Here is an 18,502-nt window from a genome sequence, read left to right as displayed (position 1 = left end):
CCTTTGCTGATTTATAACAGGGAGTATTTTGCATATCCTCTCCATTTTGGGAGAACCTAATTTGATTTATAACGATTTAAACTGCCGTATGATGCACTTCATTTTTACACACCTCTTTTATTATCTCAATTTTTATAAAGCTCCATTACAGCTTCGTTTGGTCAGGTACTATTAACGGTGCCAACTATGAAAACGATTGCCTGCTGGTGGCTTCCTCCAAAAAGCTTTGTTGTTCATAATCTGATAGGTTATCTAACGATAACATTCTGTTCCTGATCTTTTTAAATCAACCAAAATTTGCCACATGAAAAAAATCCTGACTAACTGCTCCCTATGCTTAAGGAGAAAAAGGATTTGTGTTTTATTCGCCGTACTGCTTTGTATGCTGTTTACGGCACATGTACAGGCGCAACGGTTTGTACACCCGTCGATACCATTTACAAAGTATGATCTTGATCAGTTAAAGGCAAATATTACCCAGGAGCCCTGGTTAACCGGGTATAATGCCTTAAAAGGCGATTACAGATCACAATCAACTTATTCAATGCAGGGGCCCTTTACCGAGGTGGGCCGTGCACCAGATTTAAATCGCGGTCCGTGGAAGAATGATATGATTGCCATTCATAACCTGGCATTCATGTGGATATTTACAGGCGACAGTGCCTATGCCCGCAAAGCAACTAATATATTAGATGCATGGGCCGTTACCAATACCGTATGGTCGGGTGGTGAAAACATGCTCGACATTGGCGACTATGTACCTTATTTTGTTACAGGCGCCGATATCCTGCGCGGAACTTTCCCGGGCTGGTCCGACTCAAACACCATCCATGTAAAAAATTATTTTGCCAACGTTATTTATCCAACTTCATGGGTACCCTGGGTTCCAAGAGATAATAACAAAGGCGCGCTTCAATTAAGAATAGCGTTAAGCGTAGCAGCCTTTTTAGATGATAAAACAAAATGGGACCAGGCTATTGAAGAGTATCGCCTCGATGCCGGCGCCGGTTTGCGTTGCAGCCTGCCCAATGGTGAAGTTGGTGATGCCGGTCGCGACGACCACTGGTTTGTACAGGCGCAGGCATTAATGTGGGGCGCCGAAGTTGCCTTTAAACAAGGGGTTGATTTATATTCAGAATATGGCAATCGTTTATTGGCCATAGGTGAGCTGTACAATAAATATGCTTTTGTTGGCGACACCATGAAGTTTATTCCCTTTGGCGGTTACGCCAATTATTGGACGAACTGGGGCATTGCACCCGGTACGCGTAAACAGGATCCCTTCAACAATATTATAAAAGCCGCTTATTCACTGCGCAAAGGCATTGCCACGCCATATACCGAGCAAATGCGTGCAGCTGTAGGCGAAGGCGGTTTTTCGTTTTTGTATTTGAAATCTTCCGATATATCTACAGCAGTTCCTCCAACAGCGATAACATTTCCCACTACCGAACCTGTTAGTTTGTTGACTAATTTGGATATCGGCAATCTTGGTATCGCTGGTAGCGCCAGCTATAATAATGGCGTGTGGACGCAAACCGGCGCCGGTAATTCGGTGTCGAATGCGGTGAACTATACTTTTAAACCGGTGAGCGGCGACTTCATGATTATTGCCAAAGTAGAAAGCAATTCTATTAGTTCGGCTATTGCCGGATTGATGTTGCGCGAAACGCTTGCTACCGGCGCCAATAATATTGCGGTGAATTTGTACAATGGATCGGTGAATACATCGGTAAATGGAAACGTTTCAGGTTATACGCATTATGCCCCCAAAACACCCTGGTGGCTGAAAATAGAACGTATTGGTAACAGGGTATTCTCCTATCATTCGGTTGATGGCGTAAGCTGGAGCAATCATTCGTGCATTATTACTTCCATTGCTACTGATGCATATGTTGGCTTATTCACACTTTCAGGCAATACTTCTGCCTTAAACACCACCATATTCAGCAATGTATCAATTACCAATACCGCCGGAACAGGCGCACCGGCCATAACCAGTGCCACTTCGGTTACAGGTACTGTTGGTACGGCATTTAATTATGCCATTACAGCAACGGCAAGTCCTGCCTCGTACAGTGCAACCGGTTTGCCCGATGGTTTGAGTATTGACGGGGCTACCGGCATAATTTCGGGTACACCTACTGCACAGGACACATCAATTGTTACAATAAGCGCCACCAATGCCAACGGAACAGGCCGCGCTACGCTGATTATAACCGTGAACGGCAACACAAGCCCTGCGGCGCCAACTGCGTTAACGGCTGCGGTTGTAAACAATACGCAGATAAGTCTTTCGTGGACTGCCGCTGCCAACGCTACCAGTTATACAGTAAAACGTTCGTTAACATCCGGCGGACCTTATACCACTATTATGGCTGGCGTAACGGGCACTACTTTTACTGATGCAAGTCCTGTACCCGAAGCAAGCAATTATTACGTAGTAACTGCATTAACAGGTTCACTCGAAAGCGGTGTGTCGAATGAAGTATTTAAATCGGTGCCGCCCGATGTTCCTGCCAAACCAGTTGTAGTAAACGGCAATAATAAAATTGTTCTCAGCTGGCCCGCTGCTTCAGGTGCTTTAACATATAAGGTTAAGCGCGCTTTAGTGAGCGGCGGTCCGTATACTGTTATTGCGCAGGTTTCAACAACAAGTTACTCCGATACTGGTGTTGTAAATGGAACCGGCTATTATTATGTTTTGTCTTCGGTAGGCAACACACTCGAGAGCGCCAATTCTATTGAAGCATTTGGTGTGCCTGGTTCAACCGGTGTTACCTGGAATACCAGCGCACCAACAGCCGTATTTAATGATGCTGCCAACTGGGTTGAAGGAAGTGTGCCTGCAAGTCCGGCGATTATCACTTTCAAAGAATCTGCCGATACGGTTATCACAAACGATATGACCGGTTTGGAAGTATCGAGGATGCTGTTTGATACTACTGCCGGCGCCTATACCATTAGCGGCAATAGTGTTACCATGAAGAGTGATCTGGTGAACAATTCATCAAATTTCCAAACGGTGAGCACACCAGTGGTATTAAATGAGCAGTTGAATGTGAATACAAATACAGCAGGTGTTTCACTTTCGGGTACTATCAGTGGAACCGGTAGCTTACTGAAAACCGGTAATGGTATATTATATATTACAGGAACCAATACTTATTCGGGCAATACCACTATTAACGGAACGGTTCAAAGCTGGCCGCCGGTAAGAGCTATTGCCATTGGCGGCGCCGGAACTGGTACTTCAGGTGCACCTACATCGGGACCATTGGGAACCGGTAAGATCATGATGAACGGAGGTGCGTTATTCTCTTCAGGCTCCGATGCTACTTTATACAACGATATTGAAGCAGTAGCCGGCACCACGAGCTATATATATCAAACATCGAATGCCATTTATTTAATGGGCCACCTTACAGGTAGTGGTGCCATCTGGCAGGATGGAAATACGTACGCCGGTTTGCATTTGTTTGGCGATAACAGCGGCTTTACCGGCACCTTTGTTTCAAAACTACGCAGCGGTAATAACCGGTTACGTTTTGAAGTACCCGAAGCAGGAAGCGCCAATGCCATCTGGAACCTCGATGCAAATGGGGTGGATTGCCAAAGCCTTCAGTTCAGCTCGGGCACCATTCATTTTGGAGCGCTTATGGGCCGGGGTTATATCCGTAACGATGCAGGTGGTTCACCCACTATCAGTATTGGCGCGCTCAATATGTCTACCAGTTTTGGCGGAACCATTGTTAATTATGTAAACGTAATAAAAGTAGGTACCGGAACATTAACATTTACCGGTAACCATACCTACGGAGGAACAACCACTATCAAAGCCGGAAAATTCCAGCTGAACAACAATTCTTCTACCGGTTCATTCCCCAGTGCGGTGATAGCCGAATCAGGTGCTTTTGGCGGAACAGGAAGAAGTACCGGATCGGTTACCATTGGTACCGGATCGGGCACAGGCGCAACGCTGGAGCCCGGAAACAACGGTATTGGTACCATAACAGCAGGCGCTCTTACCATGAACGCCAATGGAACATATAAACTGGAGATGAGCAGCAATAAAGATACTGCTGATGCTATCAACGCAACCAGTGTAACTCTTAACAATCCGGTGCTGGCAATTACCGATGTAGATTCGGGGGCATTGGTTTCAGGTGCTTCATTTGTAATCATTAATAATACCGGCAGCGATAACGTAACCGGAACATTTAAAAACCTGCCCGAACTGGCACAGGTTACCGTGAGCGGTTATAATTTCCGTATTACCTATAGAGGTGGTACAGGTAATGATGTGGTACTGATAGATGAACGCACAATGCCTGTAACTATCAGCAGCAAATTAACAGATACGGCGCTTGTTGGCAGGTCATATAGCTATACAATAACTGCCATTAAATCGCCCACCGGTTTTGCGGCTACCGGTTTGCCGGCAGGTTTAACCTTCAATGCTTCAACCGCACAAATTTCAGGTGTACCAACAACAGCGGGTTCCTATGCTGTTGCTTTGAAAGCGTACAACGATACCAGCACAGGTACTGCTACCCTGAACCTGATAATACAGAAAACCGTAGTAGATAGTGTTGTTGCCATTGCCGGTACCAATAAAAATACCATTGAATGGAACCCTGTATTGAATCTTAGCTATCGCGTAAAACGGTCAACTGCAGTGGCAGGTCCGTTTACTACTATTGCTAATACAACAATTACTTATTTCACCGATACTGCGATAACCAGCGGCACAACATATTACTATGTTGTTGCTGCAGCAGACAGCACTGGTGAGTTTGCGGGCAGTACGCCTGTAGCGGCTGTTGCTACTACCGGTGCTTACAGCTACTGGGACTTTAACGACACCAGCAGCACAACGGCGATCGACGTTTGGGGCAGCCGTAATGCCACACTGAGTTCAGGCATTACACGCGCAACAGGTGCCATTAAAACCGGCATTAAGTTAGATGGTACCACCAATGGCTATGCAACATTGCCTACAGGTGCTGTAAGCTCACTGGCCGACTTTACTTTTTCGGGTTGGGTAAAACTGGATGTAGCTGCCAACTGGGCAAGGATATTCGATTTCGGAAGCAGCACTACCAGTTATATGTTCCTGGCACGAAACAACACCGGCCTCCTGCGCTATGCCATTACTACCGGCGGCGGCTCGGGCGAACAGGGCATCAACAGTAACATTGCCATTTCAACCGGCGTGTGGACGCACGTTGCTGTAACCTGGAGTGGTAATACCGGTATATTATATATGAATGGGGTAGAAGTTGGTCGCAACACCAGCATGACGCTGAAGCCATCGAGCCTGGGCAGTACCACCCAAAACTGGTTCGGCCGTTCACAATATTCAGCCGACCCAAGATTAACCGGTACTTTGGATGATATCAGAATATACAACCGCAAACTGAGCGCATCAGAAATTGTTGCTATCGTGAATGCCACTGCTCCGGCTGCGCCGACCAGCTTAACCATAACAGCAGCGCCTAAAAATGTTCAATTAAACTGGACAGGCACTGCAGGCGCTTCCTATACCATTAAACGTTCAATCGTAAGCGGTAGCTCTTATACAAACGTAGCAAGCGGTGTTACTGCTGTTACTTATACCGATACCACCATCAGCTCAGGCGGTCCTTATTATTATATTGTAACAGCGCGTTCAGGATTGTTCGAAAGCGCTCCTTCGAACGAAGTATCTGCCTTGCTGCCACCCTTTGCGCCGGTGAATATCATCGCTACCAGCTGGAACAACCGGGTTGATGTAAGCTGGGGAGCATCAACAGGTGCAACCAGTTATATACTGAAGCGAATAAAAGGAACTGATACAGCAACAGTGGCAACCATTACCGGCACTACGTACAGCGATACGGCGCTTACAAATGGAGTTGCTTATTCATATATGGTTCAGGCGATCAATACAGCAGGTACAGGTGTATCGGGAACAGTTGTTACTGCTACACCCATCAGCACGCCAGTTGTAAACATGTGGTCGCACGCCGATATCGGTTCAACCGTAATAAGTGGTAATGCCGGTTATGCCAATGGTATTACACAATACGGTTCAGGCGCCGATATCTGGGGCAATGCCGATGCATTTCATTATACATATCAGACTTTAAGCGGCGATGGCGCCATTGTGGCCCGCGTTGCCAGCTTGTTAAACTATGGTACCACTACAGCTATCAGTGGCAATGCAAAAGCAGGTGTTATGGTGCGCGAAACGCTTGCAGCCGGTGGGCGTCATGGAGTAGTGGATGTAACGCCTTCGGTAGGTGTTGAGTTTTTACGCAGAACCGCCGTTAACGGATCAAGCTCATCGACTTCCAACACAGGTATTACCGCTCCTCATTGGGTAAAAATGGTGCGGTCGGGTAATATACTTACTGCTTACCGTAGTGCCGATGGCGTTACCTGGACAAGCATTGGCTCGCAAACCTATACAACGCTTGCCTCGAATGTGTATATTGGTCTGGCAGTTTGCAGCCATAACACCAGCGTAATTACACAGGCTGTGTTCGATACAGTTAGCTTTGCTACGGCGCTGCCGGCTATTACAAGTGTTAAGAACACAACGGCTATTACCGATTCATCATTTAATTATAAGATCACTGCCACCAATTCGGCCTACCGGTTTACCGCTACGGGATTACCCAATGGTTTATCGGTAAATACTGGCAGTGGTGTAATTTCAGGCGCTCCTGCTGTTACAGGAACATTTACCGTGGTAATTACGGCTACCAATGCCATGGGTACAGTAACAGATTCAGTAAAAATCGCCATCAAACGTAACCAGGTAATTACTTTCCCTGCGTTTACACAAAAGAACCCGGGCGACAGCGACTTCGCTGCAGGAGCCACCAGCTCAGCGGGTCTGGCTGTTAGCTACATCAGTTCCAATGCATCAGTCGCTACCATAGTAAATGGCAACATTCATATAGTTGGAGCAGGTACTTCTGTTATCACCGCATCACAGGCCGGTAATGATACCTGTAATGCAGCTGTACCGGTTGCACAAACTTTAACTGTGGTGAAAAAAGAACAAACCATTACGTTTGGTGCACTGCCCGATAAATTAGTTGACGATAGCGACTTCGCCGCAGGCGCTACCAGTTCATCAGGTCTTGCTGTTACGTACAGCAGTTCAAATGAAGGGGTTGCTACCATAATAAATGGAAACATTCACATAGTAGCTGCAGGTACTGTAACTATCACCGCTTCACAGGAAGGTAATGGTATTTATAATGCTGCTGCACCGGTTGCACAAACCCTCACCGTAGTGAAAAAAGTGCAAACCATTACGTTCGGTGCACTGCCCGATAAAAAAACGGGTGATGCCGACTTCCAGCTAAGCGCTTCATCATCTTCGGGTTTACCTGTTACATTCAGCACATCAGATTCTACAGTTGTAGAGGTTTCGCAGGATGGAAACGTTCATATTGTTGGCGGAGGTGTGGCTACCATTACCGCTTCGCAGGCAGGAAACAATGTTTATGCTGCAGCTGCTTCGGTGAACCAGCAACTGAGTGTGTTCATTCCTCCGGTTGTAACAGCACAAAATCTGCAGATACAACTTGATAGTGCCGGCAACGCTACTATTACCACTGCACAGGTGAATAATGGTTCGATAAGCTACAATGGAGCATTGACATTAACGCTCGACAGAACCCAATTCAGTTGTTCTGATATCGGCTCACCGGTTACCGTAACACTTACAGGTACCGATGCCAAAGGATATTCGGGTACTGCTATAGCTACAATAACTGTAGTTGATATTCAAGCACCGGTTGTAAATGTTGCATCAACCCAATTCTTCTGTTACAATGGCGCCAGTTATACTATTCCGGCCATTGCTGCCTATGATAATTGTGGTATTGCTTCTGTTACCTATACCGTAACAGGCGTTACATCACGTAGCGGAACAGGCGCCGATGCAAGTGGCTTGTTTAACACAGGCGCTTCTACCGTAACATGGGTAGTAACGGATGTGCACGGAAATCAAACAACTGCAAGCACAGTAGTTACCATTAATACACCGGTTACGGCGACCATTGCCGATGTATATGCCATGAACCCGGCTGTAGATGCGAAGAACACCATTTACCTTGGTTATGGTCCGGCAACACTTACAATAACGGCAACAGTTGCCGGTGGCACCGCGCCCTACACATATAGCTGGAATACAGCAGCAACCACCGCATCAATATGTGTAAGTTCGGCAGGCACCTATACGGTAGTAGTTACAGATGCAAAGGGTTGTACAAGGTCAGCGTCTATTATAATTAAAGTGCTGGATGTAAGATGTGGCAATAACAACGATAAGGTTGCTGTTTGCCATAACAACCATACCATTTGCGTGGCCTCAGCTGCGGTTCAGGATCACCTGGGCCATGGCGATCATCTTGGTGCCTGCAACGCCAGAATGGCTACGAATGCTACCGACGGACAAACAGTTACAGTTACACCGGAAATTTCGATATATCCGAATCCTTCTGCCGGTCAGTTTGTAGTTAAACTGCAGGGATTCAATGCCGGCAAAGCTGCCATAATTGTTATGGATGGAAACGGAAGACTATTGCTGCAAAAATCAATTGTTGTTTCGGCTGATAAACAAACTGAGCACATAAGCCTCGACAATTGCGCAACAGGTGTATATATTCTTAAAATAATTACAAATGGTAAATCGAAAACTGAAAAGCTGATTATTAAAAGATAGGTCAAAAGGAAATCGTTAGACTATTAAACCATTGTAATGTTAAGTCCCGCATTTTTGCGGGACTTTTTTGTATTTAATCAGGTGTAAATGTTTTTGATCAGGGATTTAAAATTTTCTGCGCATGTTTCAGCGATTGTTCGGCGCTTAGCTCATAATTATACATAGCTACTTTACCAATGCTGCCATGAAAAAAGGAACCGCCGTCGGCTGTGGCAATTCTGAAGGGCGCTGTGCCATCCTGCGGAATAATGGAATAATTGATCAATGCATCCTTATCCTGGAAGGTAACAATGGTTCCACTGCTGTTTTTGCGATGTATATATAATTTCGTATACCCGGTTGGGTAACCAGATGATACGTCAACAGTATTTAGTACCAGCGTATAGTGAATCCATTCGCCGGTTTGTATGGGCCAGTCAGCGGCTGCCTGATAATAGGATCCTGCTCCTTTGCCGCCTTGTAAATTAAAAGCATAGCCCGATATTCTGTTGGTACGTCCTGTATCATCCCGCACCGGGTTAGTGCCGTACATTCTTGAAACGTATTCAGATTGTCCGTTCGTGCATTTACCCATCCAGTGTACATAACCGGTTCCATCCATTTTTTCAAAGTCAAGCACATCGGGACGTATCCATGCTTCGAGTGTAAGAATACCGGTAGCAGGAATTGATAACTCAGGTTTATCGGCCACTTCAATATATTGTGTAGTGCCGTTAAATACCCACGATGCGTCGCCATTGGGCATAGTAGTTACAGCTGGATTGTTATAAATAGTTCCCGGGTGGTTATTACCGGTAATATCTGTGGCTGCTGTGTTCCAGTAAGCAATGGGATTGGCAGATAAAACAAGGTAGTCGTAGTCGAACATTTTATTACCATGCGCTGCAATGGTGTTACTATCCAGTTCATGATTATAAATTGCTACTTTACCGATTGCCCCTTTGAAATACGAACCGAAGTTGCGGGTGCCTATACGAAAAGGTGCAGTGCCTGCGGCAAGTGTATTTGCATTCAGCAAATATTGATTTTCGAAAGTAATCAGCGAGCCGTTGCTGTTTCTTCTTTGAACATATAGTTTTGTATAACCGTGCGGATAAAGTATAGAAACTGCTGTGGTGTTTATAACAAAAACATAATGTAGCCATTCACCGGCAGTTACCGGCCATTCGGATGTGGGTTGATAATAAGATCCTCCGGCTGTTTGTCCGCTCAGCGTAAAAACGGTACCCGAAATACGGTTACCCCGGCCTGCATCATTGCCGGTAGGGGATTCTCCAAACATTCTGCAAACATATTCATGCTGATCGCTTTCGCCTTTGCCCATCCAGTTCACATATCCTGTTCCATCCATATCGGGAAAGTCGAGCACATCGGGCCGAATCCATGCTTCGAGGGTAATTATACCGGTAGCAGTAACCGAAAGATCGGCTGCATTGTTTACTTCAACATACTGGTTGGTGCCATTGAACAACCATGAACGATCGCCATTAGGTAATGCGGTGGCCAAGGGATTATTTAACGCAGCTGCAGTATGTGTATGGCCCGAAATATCAGTTGCCAATGCATCGTTGAAGAAGGCAGCCGGCTGATCGGCCAGCACCATATTGTCGTAAGGACTTAGCGCTGCATTCATCGAATAAGTGAACATGCCTTTATTGCCGGTGGCAGTTGTTTCAGCATTTTCGGTTTTGCTATCCTGAATTTCGATATTCCTTAGGCAACCGGTAACTGATACAACAATAGCCATACAGTAAAGAGTACGTTGCATTGTCATGAGTCAGATTTTAATGGTGATTAAAATGAAAGATAACGTTTATAAAGTATGTATAATAAGGGTGTGTAGCCGGGTTGCTTTACCTATGTCTTTACAAACGTTACACTGTATGGAGCTATTATGGCTAAAAGAAAAAGGAGCTGTTTTTGATGAAGATGCGGGAGTAGTTATCTCTGTTGCCGATATTAAATTATTTTGTATGTGAGTGCAGCCTACCAAACATTTCTGGGACATGTGTCTTTATACCGGTTGCCGATCAAAAAACCGATGATGAGTTCGTGAGTGCCTTTGCTGGTAGTGTTCAGGGCTGTTTTGGTATAATCGTACGCGTACCCGAAGTTAAAGGTGTTGCCAACGTTTAATCCTACCATACCTGCATAGCCATCCTGCCAGCGGTAGCTGGCGCCTGCCCATAACAGATCGAGGTATTGCAGCTTTATATTAAAATCAAATTGCGGATTGGTGGGTGTACCCGAAATATATTTTACCATCACTGAGGGTAAGGCATTTATATCATCGTTCAGCAAAAAACGATATCCGGCAGTAGCAAAAAAATGTGGAACTTCTTTGCCCTGTACCGGCGCGGTGCTATTGCCATAACTAATGGTTTGCGGAATGATCTGTTGTGCTGAAAGTCCAACAAAAAAATCGCGTGAATACAGCCACAGTCCCGCATTGAAGTCGGGCTTTAACTGGTTTACGTTACTACTGGTTTGAGCAGGGTCGGTTGTAACGCCGTCGCCGAAATCGGTTTTTGAAAGGTCTCTGTGCAATTGATTTATACCTGCACCAAAACCTGCAGCAAGGTTGGTGGTGGGCGTTAATCCTATGTGATAGGCATAGGTAACATTGGCAGTAAGATTATTAAAATTGCCCGTATGATCATTTACTACCATCAATCCTATACCATGATGTGGTTTTGAAGGAGTATAGCTTTCCCAATAGGCTTCGCCACGTGGGTTACCGCCTGGTATGTCGAATGAAGTAGGAGTGGTTTTGGTATCTTCTTTACCTATGGGTCCGTGTATGGTTAAATAGGTTGTTCGTGGTGCGCCGGATAAACCTACCCACTGATCTCTGCCGCTTATTTTAAGGTCGTAATAATTTTCAATACCGGTGAGCGCAGGATTTAAAATATAGTTATTGAGTATGTATTGGGTATAATGGGGCTTTTGCTGTGCCTGCACAACCGGTATACTAAACACCAACAACAAAAGTGCGTACAGTTTTTTCATATAACTAACGAATAATATCTACATAACCCGACATCTGCCCGCGGCCGTTTTTCGGATTGATGATATAATAATACGTGCCCACCGGCAGCGGATTTCCATTGAACGTACCATCCCATGCCTGCGAATAGCCGGCCGACTTATACACCAGCTGACCATACCGGTTATACACTTCTACGGTAGCGCCCGGATAGGTATTGAGGTATTTAATTTCCCAGCGATCGTGAATGCCATCGCCGTTTGGCGAAAAGGCATTGGGTATGCGCGGCATTTTTAATACGGTAATTGCAACTGCATCGGAAGCTTTGCATCCATCCCCGGTGGTTACCGTTAATTTATAGGTGATATCATCAACAGGCGAAGCCTGTGGCTGTAATATGGCCGTGTTGTTTAAAGCAGTGGCGGGTGACCAGGCATAGCCCAGGTTATTGCCGGTGGCAGTAGCTGGTAAGGTAAGTACATTACCTTCGAGCAAATAACTGTCGGGCCCCGCATTAACTACCGGTAAGGCATACACCTCAATGCCCTGTTTTATTGATCCCACACAATTATCGGCAGCAGTAAAAGTAAATTGTATCGAATCGATGCCTGCGCCTGCCAGGGCAGGAGAAAACAATCCTGTTCCGGTTACGCCATTACCTGTAAAAACACCAGTGCCGGGAAGACCGTTTACAACCGAAGCCTGTGTAAGCTGAAAAGGAGTCACATCGGCACAAACGGGATCAACGGCAGTGAACTGCAACTGCGGTATCGCTTTTATAGTGATTATTTTGGTAGAAGTGCTCAGGCAATTTTCGCCTGAATATGCCACCACCTGCACGGTATAGTTTTTTGAAACCGGACTGTACAATACAGGATATTGATGATCGTATTTTTTTCCGGGCATTGGATTTTCGTCTATCGTTTTGTTGGTAGGATCGTTGGTGTAATCCCAGAAAATTTCGAGCTGAACAATTTTACCGTAATCAACTGTTGAATTATTGGTGCAGGCAATGGTTTTGTTGCTGCATGCTTCAGTACCATTGTCAATGACAAATATCGATTGCGGTACAGAACCGTTTATGGTAAATACCTGTTTTACCGAATCGGCACAACCCTTATTGGATGTAACCAGTAATGATACATTATAATTGCCGGTGGCTGTATACTTGTGCTGCGGGTCTTTTGCGTTCGATATATTATTGGCAGGTGTAGCATTGGGGTCGCCAAAGTTCCATTTATACTGAAGTAAATTTTGCGTGCCATCGGCAATGGTGCTGGTATCGGTAAATTTCGAGTATGGATCTGCCAAACAGTTTTCGGGCAATGTAAATCCTGCTACAGGAATAGCGCTTATATCAATTGACTGGCTCACCGGTTTGCTTTTGCAGGCTTTATCGCTTTCGGTAATCAGGCTTATGGTGTAATTTCCTGTTGAGTCATATTGATAATTAAATTCACTACCGGTTGTTTTGGAAAGTGTTTGTCCGTCGCCCATGTCCCATGTCCATTTAGTGATGGCGCCGGAGGATATCGAAGATGCATCTTTCACGATAATATCGCGGCCCACACAATAAGGTGCGGGCAATTGAAACGAAGCAACAGGCAAAGGACTAATCTCTACTACTTTTGTTGCCGTATCGGTAATACAGCCCACCATGGTTATAGCAGTTAAAGAAACTGTATAGGAGCCGGTGTTTTTGTACAGGTAAGGAGGATTTTTATCTGATGACAAGGTACCATCGCCCAGGTTCCAGAACCATTTAATAGGCACGTTGCCTCCTGTTACCGATTCATCGGTGAAGAGTGTACTGTCGCCCAAACAACCGCCGGTGGCAATACCAATACCAGCCAGGGGTTTGGGATATACCTGTAAATCGAAACTGATTTCCTGTTCGCCCGTACAACCATCAACGGTAGGGTTGGTGGCTAAGATCTTAATCGGGTAAACACCAGCCGGTGGACCTATATATGTTTTTGGAATTTTATAAAGGTAAATCTGTTTACCATTCTTTATCCAGGTTGAATCGGGTACCGGTGAATTGATCAGCTCATCTGTATATAAACCATTAAATACCCATTGCACTTTGGCAGGCATATAGGGAAAGGTCATGGAAAATTCGAATGGCGCATCGGTGCAGGTAGCAGGATAATCTACAATTGAGTATTTGTTCCTTATAGAAATAAACTGGTAAAGATCTTTCAAATTGGTGCCTCCCGAAAATCCGTACGATTCGGCATTGCCAAAACCATAGGCAATAATATTAAAACCTGTATCGCAGGTTATATTATGCGTGCCGGCAACAGTTTGCAGTTGTGCGTAAACATAATTGTTATCGCCTGGCACAGGTGTAAAATTTTTGAATGCTGCGCCGTCGATCTTAAAACTGCCAATGGCGGCTACGTTGTTTTTCAAAACAATATTCAGGTAATGCGTATTTACATTGATACCCGCCGGCTGCATTGAGTTTAATGTAACGGCAGCAATAGTTTGTTCAACGGGATTCAAATAAATCATTTCAGGATCGCCGGGACCCGAGTTGCCATTACAGTTTTGTGTGGTTAAATATTGTGCTACAAGAACCGGCTTATCTGATTCTATTACATTGGGTGTGTTGTTCGAAAATTCGTAATAAAAATTGTTCACAAAACTGGTGGCAGGTATGGCTGTTCCGTTGAGTGTAACATTGGCTGCAGGATCTGACTTAACAATTCGGAAAATATTATTGCTGTTGGTTAAGCTGGGTACGGTAATATACTTTTTGCCCCAGGTGGCTGTAGGATACATTTGCTGATACAGGTTATCGGATGTACCTGCCCCTGCGCAGCCGATGGAGATTTTTCCGCTTCCGCAAAAAACAGCAATTCGCTTGCATCCTGAACCATTGTTCATTGAACGGATCCTTGAGCCGGTAAGATCATCGCCGGTGTTGCCCGAAGTGGTGCCCATAACATTGTAAATCTGGCCTTGTTGTAAAGTGACCAAAAAGGGAGTGTTGGCAGGTTTGCCGCCTTTGGTGTTTGCCGATGGTGTTATTTCTACCGTAGTAGTTCCGGTATCGGCCGCAATTACAAAAAAGTAAGAATAGGAATCCGTTTCGTTCGATACCTGTTTATAATTCACCGAATAATAATCTCTGCCCAATGTGGCTGTAGGCAGGCAAACGGTGGCGCCCGAAATAGCGCTTACATATATAAAACTATAAACTACTACCGGCTTATCGGCTGTAACATGTATACCGTGGTTAAACAATCCGTCGTCGGTTAATGCTGCCGATCGCGGAATATTTATAGTTGTAATTTGATTGGGAGTAACTGAAAAACTTTGCGAAAAGCCAACGCTTGAAATAGTGACCTTGCCGGTGGTAGCTACGTCGGAAGTAATGTACAACTGCATTTGTTCGGGCGGGGTGCCGTTAAACATGCGCACGTGATTGCCATATCCAATCCAAAAGTCTTTTCCTTTATTAGAAAAATCCTGAGCATTCAGACAAGGACCAAGGCAAAAAGCAATCATTACAAGCGCTGTACGCAGCCGGGTAATCATGGATTATTAGTTGGTTTGGATCGCCTGCAAAAAAGTTCACGGTATATATTGGGAAAAACTATATAGATACACAGGAAGATATCTGCAGTCAGTTAACTGTGTAATTTACCATTTATTTCCGGAAATGAGAAATTCCCTATATATAGAACAGGGGTTAATAAACGGTTAATGATCCTGCTTTTCATAAGCGGTTTGTTGTTTAGGTTGCTGTCCGGGCCCCGTTTATTTACAATGCGGGCATTGGCCACGATAAATGCTCAAAGCAATGTATAATGCTTCTGACTAATACCAAAATAACACGGTTATTGTAAAAATCAACGCGTTTATTGGCAAAACTACGCGGTTATCAATTCATCTCAGATAATATGCCGGCGTATTAAAGACCCTTATTAAATTAGTGATCTGAAAGGTAACGTAAATCAATAATCGTTATATAATTATTAATTATCGCGCTTTGTGACTTTCCCAGGCTTCAGTTGCATCACAGAAATATGCCGGATGCCATCGTTTAAAATCTGTATTTATTGTTAACCAAAAAAGTTTATTTTATGAAACCTTATCTTTTCTTCAGAATGCCGGTATTACTGGCTTTAGCACTTTTTATTATTGTAACAAGCTGTAAAAAAGATGCCGCTTCTCTCTCTTCCGGCGATGTAAATAAGAGTTCAGTTACAGCCGGCAGTACTTCACAGGAACACAAAACGGTTGTGGTGCGTGCAGCACCAGACGTGCAAATGATTTTAGGTGTTTACAATGGTGCAGACTATTCTTCTTCTACCACAGGTGAGATGAATGCTCTTGCCTGGACAATAAGCGGAAAACCTGTTATCACGAGAGGTTTATTTAAGTTTGGAGGGGTTCCGACCGACGGAGGGGAGGTGCCTCCAACATCTGCCTATCTAACGCTTTACTCTAATCCTACACCCAACAACGGCGATCTGGTGCATGCAAATTATGGCACTAACAATGCATGTTATATCCGCCGGGTTACTGCTCTGTGGTCTGCATCATCTACCAACTGGTTTAACCAGCCGGCCACCACTACACAGAATCAGGTAAATATTCCGCATACCAGTTCTTCGTTCCTTGATCTGATCAATATTGATGTTACACAACTGGTGCGGGACCAGTACCTTTACGGAGGGGATGGTTTTATGATCCAGTTGCAGAATGAGGTGAAGTATAACTCGAGGATATTCTGTTCTGCTTACTATTCCGATCCTTCAAAACGCCCCACATTGACTATTAACTTTTGATTTGAGTGGAGTGGAAAAACAGAATTAAATAATGCGTCCGGCAAAGGAAATGACAAGGCCAACCACCTTGTCGTTTCCCTGTTATAAAGGTCCATGTAAAAATGAATGAAGTTCCAGCCGGTTCTTACCCTCAGTAGTATTTTATTTCAAATTCCCAGGCCTGAAACTGGTTGCCTGCGATCTTATATTGTTTAATCAGGTTACCATGACTATCATAAACGTATTTCCACAGAAAATCGTAGGTGATGTTTTTCGAAGGCAATTCGGTGGTGATGTCTCTTACTTCGATTAACTGGTTGACGGCGTTATAGGTGTTTTTGAACGTTACTTTAGAATGATAATTTTCTTTGGGCTTAATAAATTCATCTCCTGTTTCATTGTTGAAATTATCAACTCTTACTATTGAAATAGAATGCACGGAACCATCTATGTTATATTCTCTTTCAGTTATTGTTTTGCCATTGTCTTTAACTTCATAGCTTTTGCTTAGGTATTTCCCGCCCTGGTCTTTCTGGTATTCCTTTAGTAAGGTCTTTTGATCGGGCCCATACACATATAATGTAGAGGTTTTGAATGTTGAGTCGGGCTCCAGATCTTTTTGTTCGGTTAGCTTTCCTGCTTTATTGTAATAAAAAAGTTCTATCAGTTCAGGCTGTTCGCCTCTAAAGGTACTGGTTGATTGTAACAGATTACCTTTGTATTGATGTTTTTTTACAGTAACGGGATATGGAGGATAGAAACTTTCTTCGTAGATACAGTTGTTTAAGTTGTCGTATTTTTTAAGTGTATAGTAGTGGACTGTATCGCGGGTTGTTGATTTTTTCTCTGTGCGTAATGTATCATCATAATCATACACGGTGTTTTCTGTTAGTTTGTTGTTTGCATAGATCTGTTCGGCAACAATTTTCCCCTCGCTGTTATAGGAATAAGTGAAGCTATCGGTTTTGCCCGGTTTTTGAGTTGTTCTTGCAGTGGCATTTCCGGCGGTATCAAAATAAATTCTGTCGAAGGTTTCGGTGGCAGGGTTGCCGGTAAATCTGCCATTGATATAGGTGCCAAAATATTGTTTTTGGGCACGAAATTTTACTTTTCCTTTCAGCTTTAATTCAGTAACTGATGTTTGGGCATTTACCGCTGTATGAAGAAAAAATAAAAGGCTAATGAATGCGAAAGACCGGAACGAAGAACAACGTGAATAGTTTTTCAATGTCTGCTGGTTTTATTAGGGCAAAATAGCGGTAAATATATTATAAGCGATCTGATTAATCAAGAGTACAGTGTAAAATGCCTGTTTTCCTGATGGTTATTTTTTGTACAACATAAATATTGTGACGCAGTTGATGCACACTCTTTGTAGATTATAACAGCGCCCATTTTGATTTAAAATTTCAAATTTCAAAAATGAAATTCCCGTTTCAAATTTGAAATTCAGGATTGCAAAACATGTTATGGCCATTGACAATTTGAAAATGCAAAAAGCAAAACTTTTATGGGCATAACATTTTACGCAATAGCCATCGAAAACAAGCTGATGCTCTCCATCAAACCGGTTACAACCACTTTTTAAAATTGTAACGGTCATTGTAAAGTTGTTTTAGCGATTTTGTATCCTAAAATTCAAGTAATAAGTACTTCAAAGGCCATTATATGGTTTGTGATACATTCATTAGGAAAGGTGACGTCCTCATTTTGATGTAAAATTTCCAATTTTAAAAATGAAATGCCCGTTTCTAATTTGAAATTGAAAAAAACAAATTTGTTGAGGCCATCTTCTGTTTTGTTGCGGGCCTTACAAAATTACTTGTTAGCGTTACCGGTTATGTTATAGGCATAGCTAAAGCGAATTCGCTCATAGCCTGTTTGGGTATAGTTATTAAAGAATTCTTTAAGCGCATTACCGGTTATGTTATGAATACGGATAATAAAGCTTCGTCTGTAGGTCAGGTTGACCCGTCCTAATATAACTATACAATAAAACAAAAATTGTAT

General features: G+C 43.9%; 8 protein-coding genes. 3 read left to right on the top strand and 5 right to left on the bottom strand.

Features of this window, described 5'->3' with window-relative positions; translation table 11 throughout:
* The first annotated feature begins 304 nt into the window (after window positions 1-304).
* Window positions 305-8,725 (top strand): LamG-like jellyroll fold domain-containing protein, encoded by an 8,421-nt coding sequence (locus tag AC59IL_RS35535; protein WP_496557012.1) that lies wholly within the window; start codon window positions 305-307, stop codon window positions 8,723-8,725.
* Window positions 8,726-8,822: 97 nt separating this feature from the next.
* On the opposite strand, the gene AC59IL_RS35530 is transcribed toward AC59IL_RS35535, so the two are convergent.
* Entirely contained in the window at window positions 8,823-10,493 is a 1,671-nt protein-coding gene (locus AC59IL_RS35530; RefSeq protein ID WP_496557011.1) for a LamG-like jellyroll fold domain-containing protein, read from the bottom strand.
* 4 nt (window positions 10,494-10,497) lie between these two features.
* Between AC59IL_RS35530 and AC59IL_RS35525 the strand changes: the two genes are divergently transcribed.
* On the top strand, window positions 10,498-10,704 hold the full coding sequence (locus AC59IL_RS35525) for a hypothetical protein (RefSeq protein ID WP_496557010.1): 207 nt from the start codon (window positions 10,498-10,500) through the stop codon (window positions 10,702-10,704).
* A 7-nt stretch (window positions 10,705-10,711) separates the two neighbouring features.
* On the opposite strand, the gene AC59IL_RS35520 is transcribed toward AC59IL_RS35525, so the two are convergent.
* Window positions 10,712-11,734 carry a PorP/SprF family type IX secretion system membrane protein gene (locus AC59IL_RS35520; RefSeq protein WP_496557009.1) on the bottom strand — a complete coding sequence of 341 codons (1,023 nt, stop codon included), beginning with the start codon at window positions 11,732-11,734 and terminating at the stop codon, window positions 10,712-10,714.
* Between the two features lie 4 nt (window positions 11,735-11,738).
* Entirely contained in the window at window positions 11,739-15,257 is a 3,519-nt protein-coding gene (locus AC59IL_RS35515; protein ID WP_496557008.1) for a gliding motility-associated C-terminal domain-containing protein, read from the bottom strand.
* Between the two features lie 548 nt (window positions 15,258-15,805).
* Here AC59IL_RS35515 and AC59IL_RS35510 point away from each other — a divergent pair.
* On the top strand, window positions 15,806-16,513 hold the full coding sequence (locus tag AC59IL_RS35510) for a DNRLRE domain-containing protein (protein WP_496557007.1): 708 nt from the start codon (window positions 15,806-15,808) through the stop codon (window positions 16,511-16,513).
* 130 nt (window positions 16,514-16,643) lie between these two features.
* On the opposite strand, the gene AC59IL_RS35505 is transcribed toward AC59IL_RS35510, so the two are convergent.
* The gene (locus AC59IL_RS35505; RefSeq protein ID WP_496557006.1) at window positions 16,644-17,720 is read right to left on the bottom strand and encodes a hypothetical protein; all 1,077 of its coding nucleotides are present in this window, start codon (window positions 17,718-17,720) and stop codon (window positions 16,644-16,646) included.
* Window positions 17,721-18,310: 590 nt separating this feature from the next.
* Window positions 18,311-18,502: hypothetical protein (locus AC59IL_RS35500; protein ID WP_496557005.1), on the bottom strand; the 192-nt coding region annotated here is incomplete at its 5' end.

This window comes from Niastella sp. sgz303648 (assembly GCF_059587045.1).
The sequence above is the reverse complement of the archived record's forward strand: the minus strand, read 5'-3'. Positions and strand labels throughout refer to the sequence as shown.

What these genes read in the sequence shown, in the direction of transcription:
- AC59IL_RS35535 (WP_496557012.1), top strand. Translation starts at nt 305, where the DNA reads ATGAAAAAAATCCTGACTAACTGCTCCCTATGCTTAAGGAGAAAAAGG.
- AC59IL_RS35530 (WP_496557011.1), bottom strand. Translation starts at nt 10,493, where the DNA reads ATGCAACGTACTCTTTACTGTATGGCTATTGTTGTATCAGTTACCGGT.
- AC59IL_RS35525 (WP_496557010.1), top strand. Translation starts at nt 10,498, where the DNA reads ATGAGTCAGATTTTAATGGTGATTAAAATGAAAGATAACGTTTATAAA.
- AC59IL_RS35520 (WP_496557009.1), bottom strand. Translation starts at nt 11,734, where the DNA reads ATGAAAAAACTGTACGCACTTTTGTTGTTGGTGTTTAGTATACCGGTT.
- AC59IL_RS35515 (WP_496557008.1), bottom strand. Translation starts at nt 15,257, where the DNA reads ATGATTACCCGGCTGCGTACAGCGCTTGTAATGATTGCTTTTTGCCTT.
- AC59IL_RS35510 (WP_496557007.1), top strand. Translation starts at nt 15,806, where the DNA reads ATGAAACCTTATCTTTTCTTCAGAATGCCGGTATTACTGGCTTTAGCA.